This is a genomic window from Stutzerimonas stutzeri RCH2 (assembly GCF_000327065.1).
In the GTDB taxonomy this organism is placed as follows: domain Bacteria; phylum Pseudomonadota; class Gammaproteobacteria; order Pseudomonadales; family Pseudomonadaceae; genus Stutzerimonas; species Stutzerimonas stutzeri_AE.
The window spans coordinates 2,360,791-2,379,868 of sequence record NC_019936.1 but is presented as its reverse complement, the minus strand read 5'-3'; the positions used below and the strand labels follow the sequence as shown (position 1 = coordinate 2,379,868).

Annotated in this window: 23 protein-coding genes and 1 pseudogene; 10 read left to right on the top strand and 14 right to left on the bottom strand. The window is 61.3% G+C overall.

Features of this window, described 5'->3' with window-relative positions:
* Window positions 1–6: 6 nt before the first annotated feature.
* Complete coding sequence (locus PSEST_RS10870) at window positions 7–510, bottom strand: copper chaperone PCu(A)C (RefSeq protein WP_015277029.1); 504 nt, start codon at window positions 508–510, stop codon at window positions 7–9.
* A 385-nt stretch (window positions 511–895) separates the two neighbouring features.
* Here PSEST_RS10870 and PSEST_RS10865 point away from each other — a divergent pair, with 385 nt between their 5' ends.
* Genes PSEST_RS10865 through PSEST_RS10855 form a run of 3 tightly spaced genes read left to right on the top strand, consistent with a single transcriptional unit; the run spans window position 896 to window position 4,900 of the window.
* Window positions 896–2,206 carry a sialidase family protein gene (locus PSEST_RS10865; RefSeq protein WP_419184895.1) on the top strand — a complete coding sequence of 437 codons (1,311 nt, stop codon included), beginning with the start codon at window positions 896–898 and terminating at the stop codon, window positions 2,204–2,206.
* Window positions 2,206–2,823 carry a hypothetical protein gene (locus tag PSEST_RS10860; RefSeq protein ID WP_015277027.1) on the top strand — a complete coding sequence of 206 codons (618 nt, stop codon included), beginning with the start codon at window positions 2,206–2,208 and terminating at the stop codon, window positions 2,821–2,823. Before PSEST_RS10865 ends, PSEST_RS10860 begins: the two co-directional genes overlap by 1 nt.
* Before the next feature lie 40 nt (window positions 2,824–2,863).
* The gene (locus PSEST_RS10855; RefSeq protein ID WP_015277026.1) at window positions 2,864–4,900 is read left to right on the top strand and encodes an LTA synthase family protein; all 2,037 of its coding nucleotides are present in this window, start codon (window positions 2,864–2,866) and stop codon (window positions 4,898–4,900) included.
* Between the two features lie 54 nt (window positions 4,901–4,954).
* On the opposite strand, the gene PSEST_RS10850 is transcribed toward PSEST_RS10855, so the two are convergent.
* The 5 genes and pseudogenes from PSEST_RS10850 to PSEST_RS10835 all read right to left on the bottom strand — a co-directional run bounded on the left by PSEST_RS10850 (window position 4,955) and on the right by PSEST_RS10835 (window position 8,735).
* The gene (locus PSEST_RS10850) at window positions 4,955–5,341 is read right to left on the bottom strand and encodes a diacylglycerol kinase (RefSeq protein WP_015277025.1); all 387 of its coding nucleotides are present in this window, start codon (window positions 5,339–5,341) and stop codon (window positions 4,955–4,957) included.
* Window positions 5,338–5,742: a hypothetical protein gene (locus PSEST_RS22135; RefSeq protein ID WP_157372396.1), complete on the bottom strand. Its 405-nt coding sequence runs from the start codon at window positions 5,740–5,742 to the stop codon at window positions 5,338–5,340. The genes PSEST_RS10850 and PSEST_RS22135 overlap by 4 nt, the downstream gene beginning before the upstream one ends.
* 131 nt (window positions 5,743–5,873) lie before the next feature.
* Window positions 5,874–6,623 (bottom strand): helix-turn-helix domain-containing protein, encoded by a 750-nt coding sequence (locus PSEST_RS10845; RefSeq protein WP_015277024.1) that lies wholly within the window; start codon window positions 6,621–6,623, stop codon window positions 5,874–5,876.
* Window positions 6,624–6,718: 95 nt separating this feature from the next.
* On the bottom strand, window positions 6,719–7,672 hold the full coding sequence (locus PSEST_RS10840) for a ribose-phosphate diphosphokinase (RefSeq protein ID WP_015277023.1): 954 nt from the start codon (window positions 7,670–7,672) through the stop codon (window positions 6,719–6,721).
* Window positions 7,669–8,735: pseudogene (locus PSEST_RS10835) on the bottom strand (phosphotransferase). The gene PSEST_RS10840 and the pseudogene PSEST_RS10835 overlap by 4 nt, the downstream one beginning before the upstream one ends.
* Before the next feature lie 239 nt (window positions 8,736–8,974).
* Between PSEST_RS10835 and acsA the strand changes: the two are divergent.
* Genes acsA through PSEST_RS10810 form a run of 5 tightly spaced genes read left to right on the top strand, consistent with a single transcriptional unit; the run spans window position 8,975 to window position 14,124 of the window.
* Window positions 8,975–10,738 (top strand): acetate--CoA ligase, encoded by a 1,764-nt coding sequence (gene acsA, locus PSEST_RS10830; protein WP_232422549.1) that lies wholly within the window; start codon window positions 8,975–8,977, stop codon window positions 10,736–10,738.
* A complete protein-coding gene (gene pdhA, locus PSEST_RS10825; protein ID WP_015277021.1) occupies window positions 10,738–11,730 on the top strand; it encodes a pyruvate dehydrogenase (acetyl-transferring) E1 component subunit alpha in 993 nt (330 codons plus the stop codon). Before acsA ends, pdhA begins: the two co-directional genes overlap by 1 nt.
* The gene (locus PSEST_RS10820) at window positions 11,727–12,701 is read left to right on the top strand and encodes an alpha-ketoacid dehydrogenase subunit beta (protein WP_015277020.1); all 975 of its coding nucleotides are present in this window, start codon (window positions 11,727–11,729) and stop codon (window positions 12,699–12,701) included. The genes pdhA and PSEST_RS10820 overlap by 4 nt, the downstream gene beginning before the upstream one ends.
* Before the next feature lie 13 nt (window positions 12,702–12,714).
* The gene (locus PSEST_RS10815; protein WP_015277019.1) at window positions 12,715–13,863 is read left to right on the top strand and encodes a dihydrolipoamide acetyltransferase family protein; all 1,149 of its coding nucleotides are present in this window, start codon (window positions 12,715–12,717) and stop codon (window positions 13,861–13,863) included.
* A 9-nt stretch (window positions 13,864–13,872) separates the two neighbouring features.
* Window positions 13,873–14,124 (top strand): acyl carrier protein, encoded by a 252-nt coding sequence (locus PSEST_RS10810; protein ID WP_015277018.1) that lies wholly within the window; start codon window positions 13,873–13,875, stop codon window positions 14,122–14,124.
* Between the two features lie 259 nt (window positions 14,125–14,383).
* Here PSEST_RS10810 and PSEST_RS21785 read toward each other — a convergent pair whose 3' ends face one another.
* From PSEST_RS21785 to PSEST_RS10795, 3 genes are all read right to left on the bottom strand, one after another.
* Window positions 14,384–14,668: a hypothetical protein gene (locus PSEST_RS21785; protein WP_015277016.1), complete on the bottom strand. Its 285-nt coding sequence runs from the start codon at window positions 14,666–14,668 to the stop codon at window positions 14,384–14,386.
* Between the two features lie 51 nt (window positions 14,669–14,719).
* Entirely contained in the window at window positions 14,720–15,022 is a 303-nt protein-coding gene (locus tag PSEST_RS10800) for a hypothetical protein (protein WP_015277017.1), read from the bottom strand.
* A 163-nt stretch (window positions 15,023–15,185) separates the two neighbouring features.
* Window positions 15,186–15,470, bottom strand: coding sequence for a hypothetical protein (locus PSEST_RS10795; RefSeq protein ID WP_157372393.1), 285 nt, complete (start codon window positions 15,468–15,470; stop codon window positions 15,186–15,188).
* A 517-nt stretch (window positions 15,471–15,987) separates the two neighbouring features.
* On the opposite strand from PSEST_RS10795, the gene PSEST_RS22130 reads away from it, so the two are divergent.
* A complete protein-coding gene (locus PSEST_RS22130; RefSeq protein WP_157372390.1) occupies window positions 15,988–16,275 on the top strand; it encodes a hypothetical protein in 288 nt (95 codons plus the stop codon).
* Window positions 16,276–16,332: 57 nt separating this feature from the next.
* On the opposite strand, the gene PSEST_RS10785 is transcribed toward PSEST_RS22130, so the two are convergent.
* The 3 genes from PSEST_RS10785 to PSEST_RS10775 all read right to left on the bottom strand — a co-directional run bounded on the left by PSEST_RS10785 (window position 16,333) and on the right by PSEST_RS10775 (window position 17,421).
* Complete coding sequence (locus tag PSEST_RS10785) at window positions 16,333–16,617, bottom strand: hypothetical protein (protein ID WP_015277016.1); 285 nt, start codon at window positions 16,615–16,617, stop codon at window positions 16,333–16,335.
* On the bottom strand, window positions 16,614–16,973 hold the full coding sequence (locus tag PSEST_RS10780; protein ID WP_015277015.1) for a hypothetical protein: 360 nt from the start codon (window positions 16,971–16,973) through the stop codon (window positions 16,614–16,616). The genes PSEST_RS10785 and PSEST_RS10780 overlap by 4 nt, the downstream gene beginning before the upstream one ends.
* Before the next feature lie 163 nt (window positions 16,974–17,136).
* Complete coding sequence (locus tag PSEST_RS10775) at window positions 17,137–17,421, bottom strand: hypothetical protein (RefSeq protein WP_157372393.1); 285 nt, start codon at window positions 17,419–17,421, stop codon at window positions 17,137–17,139.
* Between the two features lie 518 nt (window positions 17,422–17,939).
* Here PSEST_RS10775 and PSEST_RS22125 point away from each other — a divergent pair.
* Window positions 17,940–18,227, top strand: coding sequence for a hypothetical protein (locus PSEST_RS22125; protein ID WP_157372390.1), 288 nt, complete (start codon window positions 17,940–17,942; stop codon window positions 18,225–18,227).
* A gap of 57 nt (window positions 18,228–18,284) precedes the next feature.
* Here PSEST_RS22125 and PSEST_RS10765 read toward each other — a convergent pair whose 3' ends face one another.
* A complete protein-coding gene (locus tag PSEST_RS10765) occupies window positions 18,285–18,569 on the bottom strand; it encodes a hypothetical protein (RefSeq protein ID WP_015277016.1) in 285 nt (94 codons plus the stop codon).
* Window positions 18,566–18,925, bottom strand: coding sequence for a hypothetical protein (locus PSEST_RS10760; protein ID WP_015277015.1), 360 nt, complete (start codon window positions 18,923–18,925; stop codon window positions 18,566–18,568). The genes PSEST_RS10765 and PSEST_RS10760 overlap by 4 nt, the downstream gene beginning before the upstream one ends.
* Window positions 18,926–19,078: the final 153 nt, after the last annotated feature.

Here is a 19,078-nt window from a genome sequence, read left to right as displayed (position 1 = left end):
GGACTGTCAGTGATGGTGGCCCTGTGTGGTGCCGCCCGCCGCGGGGGCATCGACCTCGATGCTCACCTCGGTAGTGACTTCCGCACCGTTATCGAACTGCAGGGTCACCGGGAAACTCTCGCCGGCAACCAGGGGCTGCTTTAGTCCGAACAGCATTACGTGGTTCCCGCCCGGCTTGAATTCCACTTTGCCAGCCGCCGGTACCTCCACCGAATCGATCTGCTGCATTTTCATCATGTCGCCCTGATGCACATGGGTGTGCAGTTCGGTCTTCTCCGCTCGCGACGTCTGCGCGCCAATCAGGCGTTGAGGCTGCTGCCCGCGATTTTCCAGAACGAAATACACCGCCCCGGTGGGCGCGCTCGGCGGCATCGCGCGCGACCAGGCCTGGCTGATGGCGAGTTCAGGCGCCGCTTGTGCCGGGGCTTGGTGGTCGTGGTTATGTTCCTGCGCAACGGCAGGCAGGCAGAGCGCCGCAACAGTGCCGGCAGCCAGTAAGCGAAGCAGCATGACAAAACTCCAGTTCCATTGAGATTGCGCCATATTACGCCGCTCGAGCCGCAACGGTACCCGCAAACGCTATGACGGCTGCTTGCCGGGAGTGAGTCAGCAGCCAACCGCGGCGAGTGTGGTGCGTCGATTTGCCACAGGCGCACCAGTCACACTATATTGCGACGCCGCGGTCTACTCACGCCTCGGCTGCCCGAAGCGTTGCATGGTTTGCGCTGGGTGTCCCGCTCGCCCATGATCCGGCGGCACTCGGTTTAGTGCCCCCGTTCTGTAAATCGAGCAAGTCCCTTGTAGAAACCGGTCAGCAAACTTCTTTCACCTCAGTCCTGATGGGGGCATCCCTCGGTTGTTATTCGCGATCCTGCGAGACGCGACGAGTGTTTATATGGATATGGTTTCTATGGGCTCTGAAAAATCGCGACTCTTTGTATTTGGTCTCTGTGCCGCTGTTCTCGCTTCCATTTTCACAATTAGCTGGTGGCTACATCCGGACCGTGCAGTCGCTGGCTTTGCCGTAGCGGCTGGTTCCGTTGAATTGGCGGGCGCAACGACGCCGTTCTACAGCACCCGCTTTGCATCATCCGATCTCGACGAGTTCGTGCACGCGTCATCAGTGACATCGCTTCCAGGTGGCAAGTTGATGGCCGTCTGGTTCGCAGGTTCGCGAGAGGGTGCGGCGGACGTTCAGATCCGCGGAGCACGCTATGACGCCTTGACGGCCGAGTGGGGCGAAGAGCTGGTCCTGGCAACCCGTGAATCAACCCAACAAGCCACCCGCAAGTACATACGCAAACTGGGCAATTCGGTCATCGCCCTGGCTCCCGATAACAGGCTGTGGCTTTTCTATGTGTCCGTATCCATTGGCGGCTGGGCTGGCAGTGCCATCAACACCATGTATTCGGACGACTTTGGCCAAAGCTGGTCGACACCCAAGCAGCTGATCACCACGCCGTTCCTGAATATCAGTACCCTGGTTCGCAACGCCCCGGTATTTCACCGTGACGGCACCATTGGCCTACCGGTGTATCACGAGTTCCTCGGCAAGTTCGCCGAGTACCTGTACATCAGCCCGACCGGTGATGTGGTCGGTAAAAGCCGAATCAGCATGGGCACCGATTCGCTGCAGCCCACGGTAGTGCCGATGGACGAGCAGAACGCCATCGCAATGCTGCGTTACGCAGGTGTGACGCATCACCGTGTGCTAGCCAGCCGCACCGAGGATGCGGGCAGAACCTGGAGCAAGCCTTTCCCCATCGATCCAGCTAATCCCAACTCGGCACTCGCGGCGGTGGCTACACCGAATCACGGGCTGCTGGTCGCCTTGAACGATCTTGAAGATGGCCGTTTCCGCCTTCGCCTGATGGAAACCAACTCCAGCCTCGAACTCTGGAAGCCGGTAATCGACCTGGACGAGTCCCCCGATCCGGAAGGCAATCCATTCAGCCCCCAGGCCTATCGGGAAATCATCGGCGACAAGTTTCGCCTCTCCAGCGGGCCGCGGCGTCTGTCGCTGGTGGATGAATTTCTGACAAACCTTGACCAGCGTGTTTGCAAGACCCACGGCTGCGACTTCGAGTACGAGTATCCCTATTTCATCCGAAGTGCCGACGGCCTTTACCACCTGGTTTATTCCTGGAACAACACCTTCATCAAACACGTCAGCTTCAATGATGCCTGGCTAATGGAGCAGCTCTGATGCTTGGACTCTGGCAAGCGCATCTGACCTTTGCGCTATTTGCATTCGTTGTTCTTCCTGGTTTTGGCTTCGGCCGGCTTGCCCAGGGGCTTCGTTTGCTACTTCTTCTGGCGGTCAGCTTCGTTAGCGTGGATGGGCTTTCCCTTGCTGCGTACATGCGCAGCTTCACCGACGATGTCGCGATCACGACGCTGGTGGCGCTGGCTTTCTTCGCTGCGGTGCGCCTGGGCCTGCTGGATGCGCCGAAGCAGAGTGTTCGCGTACAGCTGCTGATCGTGATGGCAGCACTGGCGTTGTTTCTGTATCCGGCGACGATGGGGCTTTCCTACCTGGATCCCTATCAATTGGGCTACGACCCGCGCCCGTTGATCGTGACTGTGGGCGTGTTGGCCTTCGGGCTGTTGCTGCTGAGGAATTGGCTGGGGGTGTGCATGCTCGGTCTCGCTACCCTGGCGTTCAGCCTCGGGCTCAAGCCTTCGCCTAACTATTGGGACTATCTGCTCGACCCGTTCATCGCCTTGTTCAGCTGCGGAGCGTTGATCGGCTACGCAGTTAGGGTAGTCGCGCGCAGGCCAGCGAAGGCATCGCAAGAACTGAATCAGCCGACGAGCCTGTGATGGACGGGCTGCGCTACTTGACGATTAGAGGAATGGAATGATGGGTTGGGTTCGCTCGCGACGTTTGCACTACTGGTTTGGTGCAGTCGGGATTCTGTTTCTCACGCTGGCCGTGTTGCGCGGGATTTTCTTCGTTGGTTTTTCAGGCTTCGAGGCCAGCGCGCTAGGTGACATCGACGCCGTGCCGGAAACGCTGGGCATCGGCCTGCGCTTCGACCTTCGCCTGGCCATTTTGCTGATGCTGCCGATTGCCTTGCTGGCGTGGCTGCCGAAATGGAACCTGATCCGCTCGCGAACTCTTCGTTGGCTGGCGCGTCTTTATCTCGCGCTGGCGCTCGGAGCAGTGCTGCTGGTCTACATCATCGATTTCGGCCATTACGCCTACCTGGGCGTGCGCATTAACGCGACGGTGTTGCGCTTTCTCGAAGACGCGCAGATTTCGACCGACATGGTCTGGCAAACCTACCCGGTAGTCTGGATCACCCTCGGCTGGGCTGCCGCCACTGCTCTGGTCTGGTGGTTGCTGCTGCGCATCGAGCGCGTAACGCTGGATCGCCCGGCAAGACCCATCAGCCGCCTTTCGCTGATCTGGGGCAGCACATTGATGGTGGCGGCCGTCTTCGTCGCAATTCTGGGGCGCGTCGATAACATCAACCTGGAAAATCCGGTGCCGTTGCGCTGGAGTGACGCCTTCTTCTCGGGCGACAACCAGATTGCCGCGCTCGGCCTGAACCCGGTGATCTTCCTCTACGACACCCTGAAGGTGCCCAATCAGCCGTACGATCGTGAGCAGGTCGAGGCCCACTACGATGTCGTCAGCCGCTATCTGAGCGTCGATCAGCCTGATGCCAAATCGCTGAATTTCAGCCGGGAGCAGGGCGCCCAGCCCTATGCGCTCGCCGGCAAGCGACCGAACGTCGTCTTCGTCATGCTCGAGTCGCTGGGAACGAGTGCAGTGGGCGCATACGGCAACCCGCTGAACCCAACTCCGAACATCGATCGGTTGGCCCAGCAGAGCTGGTTCTTCAAGAATTTCTACGTGCCCGTTACTGGCACGGCGAAAACGGTCTGGGCCAGCATCTCTGGCGTGCCCGACGTATCACGTCAGGAAACCGCAACGCGTAACCCGCTGATTACCCGCCAGCACAGCCTGATCAACGCACTGCAGGGGTACGACAAGTACTACATGATCGGCGGCAACTCCGGCTGGGCGAACATGAATGCGCTGATCCGCCAAAGCATCGACGACATTCAGTTGTATGAAGAGCGCCACTGGAAATCACCGATGGTCGACGTCTGGGGCGTGTCGGATCTGGATCTGTTCAAGGAAAGCGACCGGATACTGCGTGAACAGGGGGAGGGTAAGCCGTTCTTCGCCTACATCCAGACGGCGGGCAACCACCGGCCGTTCACCATTCCCAAGCAGAACGACGGCTTCGAAGTGCGCGACCTGCCACTAGAGACGGTGCAAGGCGCCGGCTCCCGTAGCCTGGCGCAATACAACGCGGTCCGTCTTCTGGACTTCAACATCGGACGCCTGATGGAGATCGCGCAGGAAGGCGGCTGGTACGACAACACCATCTTCGTGATGTTTGGCGACCACAACACTCGCATCAGCCAGATACCGCACATGCCGCCGGCGTTCGAAAAGCTGGGCCTGGAGAGCAATCATGTCCCACTGTTGATCCACGCCCCGAAGCTTCTGGAGCCACGCGTGATCGAAGACGCCGTGGGTCTGGCGGACCTGCTGCCGACCGTGCTGGGCATGGCGGGGATGGAATACCGCAACGGGGCAATGGGTCGTGATATCCAGCAGCCGGCGCCGGAAGGCGAGCGGGTTGTTCCGCTTGTATTGCGAGAGGGCACGTTTCCGCTTATCGGCGGCGTTACCAAGGACTTCCTGTTGCAGATGCAGCACGACGGCAGCCAGCCGAGCCTGCATGACATCGCCTCACCGGAGCCACTGGTGGACGTCGCCGAGCAATACCCTGAAGAGTTCCAGCGGCTGGTCAAGCTGACACGAGGACTTCACGAGACGTCGCGGCTGATGCTCTATCAGAACGTCAGGAAAGACTGAAGTCGGGCTGATGGCGCGCGGTGGGAATGCCAATGAGCAAGCTCCCGCCGCGACTCAATAGAGGATCATCACCCAGGTTACCCCCACGACGACAAGAGACAGCAGCTGGGCGGCGCTGCCCATGTCTTTTGCATTCTTGGACAAGGGGTGGAGTTCATAGGAGATTCGGTCGATGGTTGCTTCGATCGCGGAATTCACCAGCTCGATGACCAGCGTCAGCAGCGGCACGATAACCAGCAACACACGTTCTATCCGGCTTACCTCGAACGTGAACGCCAAAGGAATCAGCACGGCGTTCAGCAGCAGTAGCTGACGGAAGGCAGCTTCACCCGCGACGGCAGCGCGAATACCGGCAATGGAATAGCCAAGCGCTCTGAGGATCCGTTTCAGACCTTGATGCCCTTTGAGTGATTGCGCGTTGAGGTCTTCGATGCTGCTCATATTGGTTTCCTGACGGATTGGGCAGCAGTATAAACAGCTGCAAGGCTCCAATGGCAGGCGAGCCAATTCGGATCAAGCCCGCAGCCCAGGCAGTCCGATAGCCGACGATAGCAAATCAGCTGCAATGTCGTCGCCGGCGCCAGTGCGAGCGATATCAAGCGCGGCCTCGCCGCACGCCACGCTGTTGCAGCAGGTTGTGAACGACGGCGTGCTTGCTCACCATAACGTAGAGGTTGTAAACCCTCGTGGCGCAAGCCGACGCCCAGATGCAGTGCACCCAACGCGCGTTCCTGCCCGAGAATGTCGGCCAGATCGGGCAGCTCGGATGTCGTCTCGAAGTCGAGCAGGCTATCGTCGAAGACGTGATAGAGCTGTTCTGCGCGTAGTTCGTAGGGCTGCAAATCAAATCTTCCGTTCCGTTACTACATTCACGCAGCCTCTCCTTGATCCAGCGAGCGCAGCGGCTTTCGTCGATTATTTCCCATTGCCCCGGCCCGGCCCGGCCTTGACAGGTATCAACCGTTCGAGACGCTCATCCAGCCATGCAAGATATCCGCGAAGCCGGTGCGGCATGGGCAACCGCTAGCGAGCTCACATCCAGCAGCTGCACCTCTCGCCCGCGGGTTTCGATCAGGCCGGCCTGACGATAGCGGGTGAACAGACGGCTGACGGTCTCGGTGGTCAGGCCCAAGTAACTGCCGATCTCCGCCCGGGTCATTGGCAGACTGAAGCGGGTCGGCGACAGACCGCGCCGGGCATGGCGTGCCGAAAGATCGAGAAAGAAGGCCATGAACCGCTGCCCGGCACCTTCGCGGCTGTGGCGCAGGTGGTCCTGTTCGACCTGCAGTTCGTGGCTGATAAACTTGAACAGCCGGGTACGCAGCTTGGCGTTCGCCGTCAGCAGATCCTCCAGTTCCCCAACCGGAATCGCACACACCAGCGATGGCTCCAGCGCCATGACATGACTGGCGGATCGGCCACCGGCGAACGCGTCCAGGCCGACTAGCTCGCCAGGAAAGACGAAGCCGGTCACCAGTTCGCGGCCGTCGCTGCCGGTGAGATAGGTTTTCAGAGTGCCGCTGCGCAGCGCATAGACCTGATTGGCCGGATCGCTGGCGCGCGTAAGGTGTTTATGTCGGGCCACCCGGCGATTGTGCCGGATGATGTCTTCCAGCTGGCGTAAGTCCGGGTCAAGCAGTGTCGCCGGCAGGCAGACGCCACGCAGTGCACATTCACGGCATTTCAGCGAAGCGGCCTGATCGGCGTCCTTGCGTGCGTCCATGAGAGGCTCCTGATCGTGCTGGCTTTTTTCTAGGTCTTTGGCATGACTGTAGCCAAGAAAACGCGAGCCGGCGCGACCGTGCCGGCGACGAAGCCCTAGCGATACTCGGCAGCGAGAGCGGCCGCAAGCATGGCGCTCGAGTCGAGAACCGTCAGACGTCGGCCAGCCAGATCAGGGTCGAGCCGGAATGGCGGCACCGTATCGGTGATCACCAACTGGTCGAACACCGGACTTTCCAGCAGCTCCGGGCCGCCGGTGAACAGGCCGTGTGCCGCGGCCGCATGCACCTGACGGGCGCCGGCCTTGCGGCAGGCCTCACCGGCCCGCAGCAACGTGCCGCCGGTGCTGATCAGGTCATCGACGATGATCGCGATCCGATCGCGTACGTCTCCCACCAGCATCGTCCCGGTCACGATGTCGTTGCTGCGGTACTTTTCCATGTACGCACTGCCAACCGAGCGCCCGGTATGCTGCTGCAGAGCCCGACGAAAGGATTCCGCGCGCTTCGCGCCGCCGGCGTCAGGCGACACTGCCACCAGCTCGGCATCGGCGGACAGCTGCGCGAAATGCGCGGCGAACAGCTCAGCGCTTTCGATATGTCGGGTCGGGATGCGAAACGCGTTGTCGAACGCAGCGAGGTTGTGCACTTCGAGCGTAGTCAGTCGGTCCACCCGGCAGGCTTCGAACAGTGCCGCGACATAGCGGGTGATGATCGGGTCCTGAAACTGGGTGCGACGCTCCTTGCGCGCGTAGCAGAGGTAGGGCGCGACCACCTGGACGTGGCGGGCGCCCGCATCCTTGAGCGCGCCGCAGAAGAACAGCAGGCGGCAAAGTTTGTCGTTCACGCTGCGCTCGTCATCACCGTACAGCGCATGGAAGACGGCCACCTTGCGGCCCTCCACTGGAGTCAGAGCGCGGCTTTTGTGCTCGCCGTCCTCGAACGCACGTTCTTCGATTTCAGCGAGCTCGAGCCCCATGTGCCGAGCGACGCGGGCGGCGTACTCCTGTGTGCCTTGTAGCGCGAACAACAGGGGAGGGTGGTTGCTCATGGCTGGCTCCTGGTCGGGCGTAGAGGGAAGGGTGCAAGCTGCGGGTAGCCCAGCCCCAGCGCCTGGTGATCGAGCAGATAGATGTGCGCCTGCTGCAGCAGGCTGCGGGCTTGCGCGGCCTTGGCCTGAGCGGCTTCGGGTGTGCTCTGGCGCTGGGAGCTGCTGGCCAGAGTGAAGCAGCGAGTCGCTGCGCGAACCGACAGGAACAACGGCAGGGGAAGACAATCCTCCGCCTCGCCGCTCTCGTCCAGATAGGCGCGCAGCACGATTGGCGCCAGGTGGCCCAGCTGATGATGCTGCAGGTCCATCAACACGAGGCGAGATCGTGCAGAACGTCGATACAGGCGATCTCGTCGCTGAACTCGATGCCGTCGAACAGGGTAGGCCGCCCTTCGAGCAGGCAGATATTCGCCAGGCGCATATCGCCATGACAGCGCCGCACGCACCCATCGCGACGCCGCCGGTCCAGCTCTGCCGAGAGCTGATCGAGCAAGGCCAACTGCTCCCGGTAGAGTGCCTGCACCGCATCGTCATCGAGCAATGCGCGCTGGCGGCACAGCTCCTGATGATTGGTCTCGATGGATCGGCGTATGCCGGCGCTGCCGCCAAAGTCCGGCGTGCTCTCGGCACCGGCATGGAAACGAGCGACCTCGACACCCAAGGTTTGCACCAGCGATGGCGTCAGCCTGCCGGCCAGGGCCATGCGTTCGAACAGCGCGGACTGCGGAAACCGCCCCATCACCACGACCCAATCCAGTACATTGCCGTCCGCGTCAAATGCCAACACGCCGTTGCGATCCCGGGTGATCGAGCGCACCTCGAGATAGAGCTCAGGTGCAGTGCGTCGATTCAGCCGCAGCTCTGCATGGCAGGCCCGCTCGCGTTTTTCCAGCGTCAGGAAATCTAGCGATGCATAGGCAATCTGCCGTTTGAGCTTGTAGACGCGCTGGCCGCACAGAAAAATTAGCGAGCCATGTGTCTCGACACGCTCGACCATACCGCCCGGGCAGCCGTAACTTTCGGCGCGAGAAAGGAATTCGATGACCTCCTGCTGAGCGCTCATCCGTCCCCTCACGGTTGTTCGCCAAGGTAACCTTTCGAGGCGAAATCGACGCGTCGAAGGAATTGCTGTCTGCCAGTCTAGCTGCGCTCTGTCCGACTGCTCGCCGCATCGCCGTCGCATCTCGCAGCATTGATCGCGATCAAGCCAATTTCTCGATTCGGTTCTAGCCTTCTGAACAGTTGCGGTGGCGCTTCATTGAGTTGTCTGCGCACGGCAGCTTCCTCTCTTGGTTCCGGGGAATGGCTATGCGTACAGCGATCATCGAAAAACAACCAAAGGATCTGACGGTACCGCCCAATTGGCCCGATGCCCGGTTCAGCGAGGGGGAGTTCTCCTGGCCGATGGCAGCCGATGCCTTGAACGGGCTGCCCGGCGGCGGGCTGAACCTGGCCCATGAGGCGGTCGACCGGCATGCCGCCGGGCCGCGGGCCGGGTATTGCGCGCTGCGCTTTCTCGAGCGCAATGGCAGCCGTCGCGAGCTCAGTTACCTACAACTCAAGCGCCAGACAAATCGCTTTGCCAACGTGCTGGCGCAGCTCGGCGTCGCCAGGGGCGAGCGGCTGTTCGTGCTCTGCAATCGCGGTGTGGAGCTGTATCTCGGCGTGCTTGGCGGCCTGAAGAACGGCTGCGTAGTGTCCCCGCTGTTCGCTGCGTTCGGCCCCGAGCCACTGGAAACCCGCCTGCGCCTCGGCGACTGCAGCGTGTTGCTGACCAGCGAGATGCTCTATCGCAAGAAGGTCGCCAGGCTGCGCGACCGGCTGCCGCTGCTCAAGCACGTGCTGCTCTACGACGAGAGCGGCGGACACACCAGCATCGACGGCACGCTGGACCTGCACGACCTGCTGGCCGCCGCGGGCGAGGAATTCAAGATCGCGCCGACCACGGCGGACAGCCCTTCGCTGCTGCATTTCACCAGCGGCACCACCGGCACGCCGAAGGGCGCACTGCACGTGCATGGCGCCGCGCTGACCCACTATGTCACCGGCCGTTATGCCCTGGACCTGCACCCGGACGACATCTATTGGTGCAGCGCCGATCCGGGCTGGGTCACCGGCACCTCCTACGGCATCCTCGCGCCGCTGCTGCTGGGCGTGACCAGCGTGGTCGATTGCGGCGAGTTCGATGCCGAGCGCTGGTACGGCATCCTCGAGAAGGAGCGCATCAGCGTCTGGTACACCGCGCCCACCGCGATCCGCATGCTGATGAAGGCCGGGCCGGAACTGGCACGCCGGCATTTCCACCCGCAGCTGCGCTTCGTCGCCAGCGTCGGCGAGCCGCTCAACCCTGAGGCGGTCTGGTGGGGCAAGGAAGTGCTCGGCCTGCCGATCCATGACAACTGGTGGCAGACCGAGACCGGCGGCATCATGATCGCCAACATCCCGGCCATGCCGATCAAGCCAGGCTCCATGGGCAAGCCGCTGCCCGGCGTGGAGGCGGCCATCGTCCGACACGGCGAAGACGGCAACCTGACCTTCCTAGGCGACGACGAGATCGGCGAACTGGCCCTGAAACAGCCATGGCCGGGCATGTTCCGCACCTATCTGGGACAGGAGGAGCGCTACCGGCGCTGCTTCGCCGGTGACTGGTATCTGAGCGGCGACCTGGCACGGCGCGATGCCGATGGCTACTACTGGTTCATCGGGCGCAGCGACGACGTGATCAAATCGGCCGGCCACCTGATCGGCCCGTTCGAGGTGGAAAGCGCGTTGATGGAGCATTCCGCCGTGGCCGAAGCCGCGGTGATCGGCAAACCCGACCCGCTGCTCGGCGAGACGGTCAAGGCGTTCGTCTCGCTCAAGCGCGGCCGCGAGGCCAGCGAGGCGCTGCATGACGAGCTGATCGGCCATGCGCGCAAGCGCCTGGGTGCCGCCGTCGCGCCGAAGGAGCTGGAATTCCTCGCCAGTCTGCCGCGTACGCGCAGCGGCAAGCTGATGCGTCGGCTGCTCAAGGCCCGCGAACTGGGGCTGCCGGAAGGCGATATTTCCACCCTGGAGAATCCCTGATGAACACGCAGGCCACCCTGAGCTACCCGCCCGAGCTGGCGCTGAATCTGCTGCGCGACATGCTGCGCGTGCGCATCATGGAAGAACGCGCCGCCGAGCTGTACGGCGAGGGCAAGATTCGCGGTTTCCTGCACCTCTACATCGGCGAAGAGGCGGTGGCTGTAGGGGCGCTGCATGCGCTGGCCGCCGATGATGCGATCGTCGCCACCTATCGCGAGCATGGCCACGCGCTGATCCAGGGTGTGTCGATGCGGGCGATCATGGCCGAGATGTACGGGCGTCAGCAGGGCTGTTCGGGCGGGCGGGGCGGCTCCATGCACCTGTTCGATGCCGGCACACGCTTCTTCGGTGGCAATGCCATCGTCGGCGGTGGGCTGCCACTGGCGGTCGGCCTGGCACTGGCCGAGCAGATGCGGCAGGGCACGCGGGTCAGCGCCTGCTTCTTCGGCGAGGGGGCGATGGCCGAGGGTGCCTTCCACGAGTCGATGAACCTGGCGGCGCTCTGGCAGCTGCCGGTGCTGTTCTGCTGCGAGAACAACCTCTACGCGATGGGCACCGCGCTGGCCCGTTCGCAATCGCAGACCGACCTGTGCGCCAAGGCTGCGGCCTACCGGGTGGCGGCCCGTGCGGTCGACGGCATGGACGTGGTCGCCGTGCACGACGCTACCCGTGCGGCGGTGGAGCATGTGCGCAGCGGCCAGGGGCCGTACTTCCTGGAACTGCAGACCTACCGCTTCCGCGCCCATTCGATGTTCGATCCGGAGCTGTATCGCGACAAGGCGGAAGTGGAGCTGTGGAAACAGCGCGACCCGATCCACAGCTACAGCGTGCGGCTCCAGGCCCAGGGGCTGCTGGACGCGGCGGGCCTGCTGGCCATCGAGGCCGCGGTGCGCGAGGAGGTGGAGGACGCCGTGGCCTACGCCGAAGCCGGCACGCTGGAACCCGTCGAACAGCTTTGCAACGATGTCTACACGCCGCAGGTGCAGCCATGAACAACCGGATCAGTTACCGCGAAGCCCTGCGCGAAGCGTTGCGCGAGGCTCTGCAGCGTGACGAAAGGGCTTTCCTGATGGGCGAAGATGTCGGTCGCTACGGCGGCACCTATGCGGTTTCCAAGGGCTTGCTCGAGGAATTCGGCGAGGCGCGCATCCGCGACACGCCGCTGTCCGAGCTGGCGTTCGTCGGTGCCGGCATCGGTGCCGCGCTGGGCGGCATGCGGCCGATCGTCGAGGTCATGACGGTGAATTTCGCGCTGCTGGCCCTCGACCCGCTGATCAATACCGCCGCGACGCTGCGGCACATGTCCGGCGGGCAGTTTTCCGTGCCGCTGGTGCTGCGCATGGCCACCGGCGCCGGGCGCCAGCTGGCGGCGCAGCATTCGCACAGCCTGGAAGGCTGGTTTGCCCATGTGCCTGGCCTGAAGGTGCTCGCACCGGCCACCGTCGAGGATGCCCGCGGCATGCTCTGGCCGGCGCTGCAGGATCCGGACCCGGTGCTCATCTTCGAGCACGCTCAGCTCTACAACCTGGAGGACGAGCTGCCGCCCTCGATGGCGGTGGACATCCGCTCGGCCCGGGTGCGCCGGCCGGGCAGCGACCTGAGCCTGATCGCCTATGGCGGCACGCTGCACAAGGCACTGCAGGCCGCCGACCAGCTGGCCGAGGAGGGCATCGCTGCGGAAGTCATCGACCTGCGCGTGCTGCGTCCGCTGGACGAGGTGACCATCCTCGATTCGGTACGCAAGACGCGGCGTGCCCTGGTGGTCGACGAAGGCTGGCGCAGCGGCAGCCTGTCGGCGGAAATCATCACCCGCATCATCGAACAGGGCTTCTTCGAGCTCGACGCACCGCCAGCGCGGGTATGCAGCGCCGAGGTGCCGATTCCCTACGCCAGGCACCTGGAGGAGGCGGCGCTGCCGCAGGTCCCGACCATCATCGCGGCGGCCCGCCAGCTGCTGTGCTAGTCATGAGGTGCGCATGATTGTTTTCAAACTGCCGTCGCTGGGCGCGGACATGGACGAAGGCACACTGCTGCAGTGGAAGGTCAAGCCCGGCGAGCGCATCGAGCGCGGCGAGGTGATCGCCGTGGTGGATACCGCCAAGGCCGCGGTAGATGTCGAGTGCTGGCACAGCGGTGAAGTGCTCGAGCTGCTGGTCGAACCGGGCAGCAAGATTCCGGTCGGCACGCCGCTGGCCAGGCTGCTGGAACCCGGCGAAGCCCGCGAGGCCGCGCTGGCGCAATCTCCCGCGCCTGTTCCCGTTGCGGTAGCCGCAGAGCAACCGCCGGTGACAGCGGTCGCGCCGCCGGCCGACACCAGCCGCGCACGCATCTCTCCGGTGGCACGCAGGCGCGCTGCCGAACTGGGTATCGACCCGGCGACCCTCAGCGGCAGCGGCCCGCACGGCAGCGTCACCCTGCAGGATGTCGAAGCCGCCGCCGCGAAGGCCGCGCCAGCGGATCGCAATGCCGCCATGCGCCAGGCCATCGCCGCCGCCATGAGTCGCTCCAAGCGCGAGATTCCCCATTACTACCTGAGCGAAACGGTCGCCTTCGGCGCCGCGGCGCGCTGGTTGCAGGCCTACAACGCTGAGCGCATTCCCGAAGAGCGGCTGCTGGTCAGCGTACTGCTGCTCAAGGCCGTGGCGCTGGCGTTGCGCGACTATCCGCAGCTGAACGGCTACTGGCGCGACGGCGCGTTCCAGCCGGGCGAAGGCATCCACTTGGGCACCGCCATCTCGTTGCGCCAGGGCGGCCTGATCGCACCGGCGCTGCACGATGTCGCCGGTCAGCCATTGCCGCAGCTGATGCAGGCGCTCGGCGATCTGGTCCAGCGTGCCCGTGCCGGATCGCTACGCAGTTCAGAGCTGAGCGACGCCACGCTGACGGTCACCCAACTGGGCGAGCAGGGCGTGGACAGCGTGTTCGGCGTGATCTATCCGCCGCAGGTGGCGTTGGTAGGAGTCGGGCGCATCGTCGAGCGGCCCTGGGTCGAGGCCGGTGCGCTCTGCGTGATGCCGAGCGTGGTGCTAAGCCTGGCCGCCGATCACCGCGCCAGCGACGGCCATTACGGCGCACGTTTTCTCGCGGAAGTTCGCCGCCTGCTGCAAAACCCCGAGCAACTCTAAGGAGACGACATGGACGAAGCGGAAATCCGCCGCGTAACCCTCGACGCACTGCAACGCATCGCACCGGAAGTCCAGGTAGACGACTTGCGGCACGATCGCCCATTGCGCGACGAAGTCGATCTCGACTCGATGGACTGGCTGCGCTACCTAGCCGCCTTGCATCAGCGCCTGGGAGTGAACATTCCAGAAGCGGACTACCAGCTGCTGGTCAGTCTGGATGCACTGGTCGACTATCTGAAGCAACGGCTATTGAAAAGCTAGTTCGAATGACCCATCCGGCATGTGATGCCTGCCGTCGCGGAGGCAAATTTGAGCAGGAGTCTCAAGTCTGCAGTTAGCGGCTTTTTTCTGAAGAAGTACGAGGTGCAACGGGGAGAGGGATGGTTGTGGCATTCGCTTCGCAAGGACGTGAAGCGGGTGAAATTGATGGATAGGCCGAATCAATCCCATATGCAATTTAACATAATATAGATTATGCGAAGCGCCCAATCAGAACGTGTGCGATGAAGAGTCGTATGCATCAGATCGGATTAACGGATGGCTGCGCGGTGCGTCCTTCGACGGCAGCGCTACGCTCGCCGCCAAGTCCTACCGCTTGCTTGCCAGCGTCAACGGATTGGGTTGCCCCTCCAAGAACATAGCCCGTCATGTTCTGGTTGATCGGACCAGACCAGGGCGTGACCAAATCACCGTCAACCTCGCATTGGAATTCGAAACCCATGCTGATGGGCTGCGGGCACTCGCCCAGTTGCAGCAGACGTGCTGCTGGTACTCTGGACAAGGTTCCGAGCATTAAGGGTTTCACTCAAGCACCTCCAGAACTGTGAGCCTGGAGATATCAACGTAGTTTCGTGATTTACGTCGTTCGGGCGCAAAGCAGCGAACTCTCGATGCCGTCAGCAGCCGAGCCTATGTGGACCGCGACAACCTTCGCCTCGTACACATACGACTCTTCAACCAAGCCGCGCTCATCGTCATAGCATGCCTGAAGCCGTTCGCCGACTCGAATACGACGCCCTAGGAAAACGAACGGGTCAGCGGAGAAAGAACCATCTTTCCAACATGATATTTTTTCAGCTTGGACCTGATTTTGGCCAAAGGAACCAAAAGCGTGAACGCAAGCATTGCGCTGTACTTGAGTAACATTCGAAGCAGCCATATCGATCTCCTTATTAGATCGTTATTGGTAGCTACCCTGGGGAGTTGGCGCTCCCTAGGGCAGCATCTAGCCCGCTCGGGCTCGATTCTTAAGGCACAAGGCCTCTAATTTGACGCTGGAGGGCTTCTTAAGGCATGCCCTCAGGGTGGGGTGCGCCCTCCTCCTATTGCTGCCAGAAGCGCTGACGGCTGATCGCTTGAATCATGAAGCGTCGAAGCTCGCGGCTAAGGGTTGAGCTTCGCTGCTGGCAAAGACGCTCAAACTCTTCTTTCACGGCAGAATTGATGCGGAAATTCACGCGAGCGTCTTCGTTGTCGGCCAAGTTCGCAAGAATCTGATTTACCCGCTCGCGCGTAGATTCATCGGCAGTAAGGCCGGTTTCTGGATCACGACCAAGCTGAGCGCGAAGATCACGAAGGAAAGAGTTGCCACGGTCATCGGCAGTCATACGCATCACCAAGCTGAGTTAGGCGCAAATTTACATAAACATTTGTACGTACACAATGGATTGCGCGAGGATTTAAAGGAAAAACCTTCAAGCCCTTGCTGCGCAAGGGTTTGAAGCGAGAAAAGCCACAAAGGAAAGTCTCGCCATGAGACAAGAGTCCACCATTAGAGATGGTGGACCCGGCTGCGCCGGTGAAGCCAAAGCGCGGCGGAACCACTGCAACTTCGTGACCTAACCGTCAGCGGTGCTGATGATCCTGGGAGAGCGGCAGAGAGAAGCCCTGGAGCTGTTCCATTTGGGCAGATCGGGGCGCGGGTTGAGCTGGTGGGGGGACGGTGGGACGAAGATCGCGAGAAGCCTCCAGAGGGCCATACAGGCCGCTGGGGGCTTTTTTGTGGGTCGATGGTTGCGGCCCCTTCGGGGGTATCGTCGCAGGCGCTATGCAGCACGACAGGAAGCAGTGCAGGCGACTAATCGCCGCGAGCGGCGAGGTCGAGGCCAGGGGGACAGGTCAGAGATGATTGATTCGCTCAGCGATCTGACGCAGCTCCTGAAGGACTGCATCGAGCTGGGCACCTTCGTCATCGAGCTGGGCGACTCGCTTTCTCAGATCACGGATCTCGGCAACAAGTCGTGGGTAGTCGTCGAGAATCCAAGTCACGGCGTCGGAACCCTTGCGGCCCGGCGCATACAGCTCGGCGGTTTTGATGAGGCGGGATTCGAGATCGATAGCGCAGCGCATAATCGGCCCTATGTTAACCGGCGCCCGGAGCCAGAGGCATTGTCCGGACACCGCTCAACATAAGGCCATCCATTATGCGAAGCGCCCAATCAGAACGTGTGCGATGAAGAGTCGTATGCATCAGATCGGATTAACGGATGGCTGCGCGGTGCGTCCTTCGACGGCAGCGCTACGCTCGCCGCCAAGTCCTACCGCTTGCTTGCCAGCGTCAACGGATTGGGTTGCCCCTCCAAGAACATAGCCCGTCATGTTCTGGTTGATCGGACCAGACCAGGGCGTGACCAAATCACCGTCAACCTCGCATTGGAATTCGAAACCCATGCTGATGGGCTGCGGGCACTCGCCCAGTTGCAGCAGACGTGCTGCTGGTACTCTGGACAAGGTTCCGAGCATTAAGGGTTTCACTCAAGCACCTCCAGAACTGTGAGCCTGGAGATATCAACGTAGTTTTCGTGATTTACGTCGTTCGGGCGCAAAAGCAGCGAACTCTCGATGCCGTCAGCAGCCGAGCCTATGTGGACCGCGACAACCTTCGCCTCGTACACATACGACTCTTCAACCAAGCCGCGCTCATCGTCATAGCATGCCTGAAGCTGTTCGCCGACTCGAATACGACGCCCTAGGAAAACGAACGGGTCAGCGGAGAAAGAACCATCTTTCCAACATGATATTTTTTCAGCTTGGACCTGATTTTGGCCAAAGGAACCAAAAGCGTGAACGCAAGCATTGCGCTGTACTTGAGTAACATTCGAAGCAGCCATATCGATCTCCTTATTAGATCGTTATTGGTAGCTACCCTGGGGAGTTGGCGCTCCCTAGGGCAGCATCTAGCCCGCTCGGGCTCGATTCTTAAGGCACAAGGCCTCTAATTTGACGCTGGAGGGCTTCTTAAGGCATGCCCTCAGGGTGGGGTGCGCCCTCCTCCTATTGCTGCCAGAAGCGCTGACGGCTGATCGCTTGAATCATGAAGCGTCGAAGCTCGCGGCTAAGGGTTGAGCTTCGCTGCTGGCAAAGACGCTCAAACTCTTCTTTCACGGCAGAATTGATGCGGAAATTCACGCGAGCGTCTTCGTTGTCGGCCAAGTTCGCAAGAATCTGATTTACCCGCTCGCGCGTAGATTCATCGGCAGTAAGGCCGGTTTCTGGATCACGACCAAGCTGAGCGCGAAGATCACGAAGGAAAGAGTTGCCACGGTCATCGGCAGTCATACGCATCACCAAGCTGAGTTAGGCGCAAATTTACATAAACATTTGTACGTACACAATGGATTGCGCGAGGATTTAAAGGAAAAAACCTTCAAGCCCTTGCTGCGCAAGGGTTTGAAGCGAGAAAAGCCACAAAGGAAAGTCTCGCCATGAGACAAGAGTCCACCATTAGAGATGGTGGACCCGGCTGCGCCGGTGAAGCCAAAGCGCGGCGGAACCACTGCAACTTCGTGACCTAACCGTCAGCGGTGCTGATGATCCTGGGAGAGCGGCAGAGAGAAGCCCTGGAGCTGTTCCATTTGGGCAGATCGGGGCGCGGGTTGAGCTGGTGGGGGGACGGTGGGACGAAGATCGCGAGAAGCCTCCAGAGGGCCATACAGGCCGCTGGGGGCTTTTTTGTGGGTCGATGGTTGCGGCCCCTTCGGGGGTATCGTCGCAGGCGCTATGCAGCACGACAGGAAGCAGTGCAGGCGACTAATCGCCGCGAGCGGCGAGGTCGAGGCCAGGGGGACAGGTCAGAGATGATTGATTCGCTCAGCGATCTGACGCAGCTCCTGAAGGACTGCATCGAGCTGGGCACCTTCGTCATCGAGCTGGGCGACTCGCTTTCTCAGATCACGGATCTCGGCAACAAGTCGTGGGTAGTCGTCGAGAATCCAAGTCACGGCGTCGGAACCCTTGCGGCCCGGCGCATACAGCTCGGCGGTTTTGATGAGGCGGGATTCGAGATCGATAGCGCAGCGCATAATCGGCCCTATGTTAACCGGCGCCCGGAGCCAGAGGCATTGTCCGGACACCGCTCAACATAAGGCCATCCATTATGCGAAGCGCCCAATCAGAACGTGTGCGATGAAGAGTCGTATGCATCAGATCGGATTAACGGATGGCTGCGCGGTGCGTCCTTCGACGGCAGCGCTACGCTCGCCGCCAAGTCCTACCGCTTGCTTGCCAGCGTCAACGGATTGGGTTGCCCCTCCAAGAACATAGCCCGTCATGTTCTGGTTGATCGGACCAGACCAGGGCGTGACCAAATCACCGTCAACCTCGCATTGGAATTCGAAACCCATGCTGATGGGCTGCGGGCACTCGCCCAGTTGCAGCAGACGTGCTGCTGGTACTCTGGACAAGGTTCCGAGCATTAAGGGTTTCACTCAAGCACCTCCAGAACTGTGAGCCTGGAGATATCAACGTAGTTTTCGTGATTTACGTCGTTCGGGCGCAAAAGCAGCGAACTCTCGATGCCGTCAGCAGCCGAGCCTATGTGGACCGCGACAACCTTCGCCTCGTACACATACGACTCTTCAACCAAGCCGCGCTCATCGTCATAGCATGCCTGAAGCTGTTCGCCGACTCGAATACGACGCCCTAGGAAAACGAACGGGTCAGCGGAGAAAGAACCATCTTTCCAACATGATATTTTTTCAGCTTGGACCTGATTTTGGCCAAAGGAACCAAAAGCGTGAACGCAAGCATTGCGCTGTACTTGAGTAACATTCGAAGCAGCCATATCGATCTCCTTATTAGATCGTTATTGGTAGCTACCCTGGGGAGTTGGCGCTCCCTAGGGCAGCATCTAGCCCGCTCGGGCTCGATTCTTAAGGCACAAGGCCTCTAATTTGACGCTGGAGGGCTTCTTAAGGCATGCCCTCAGGGTGGGGTG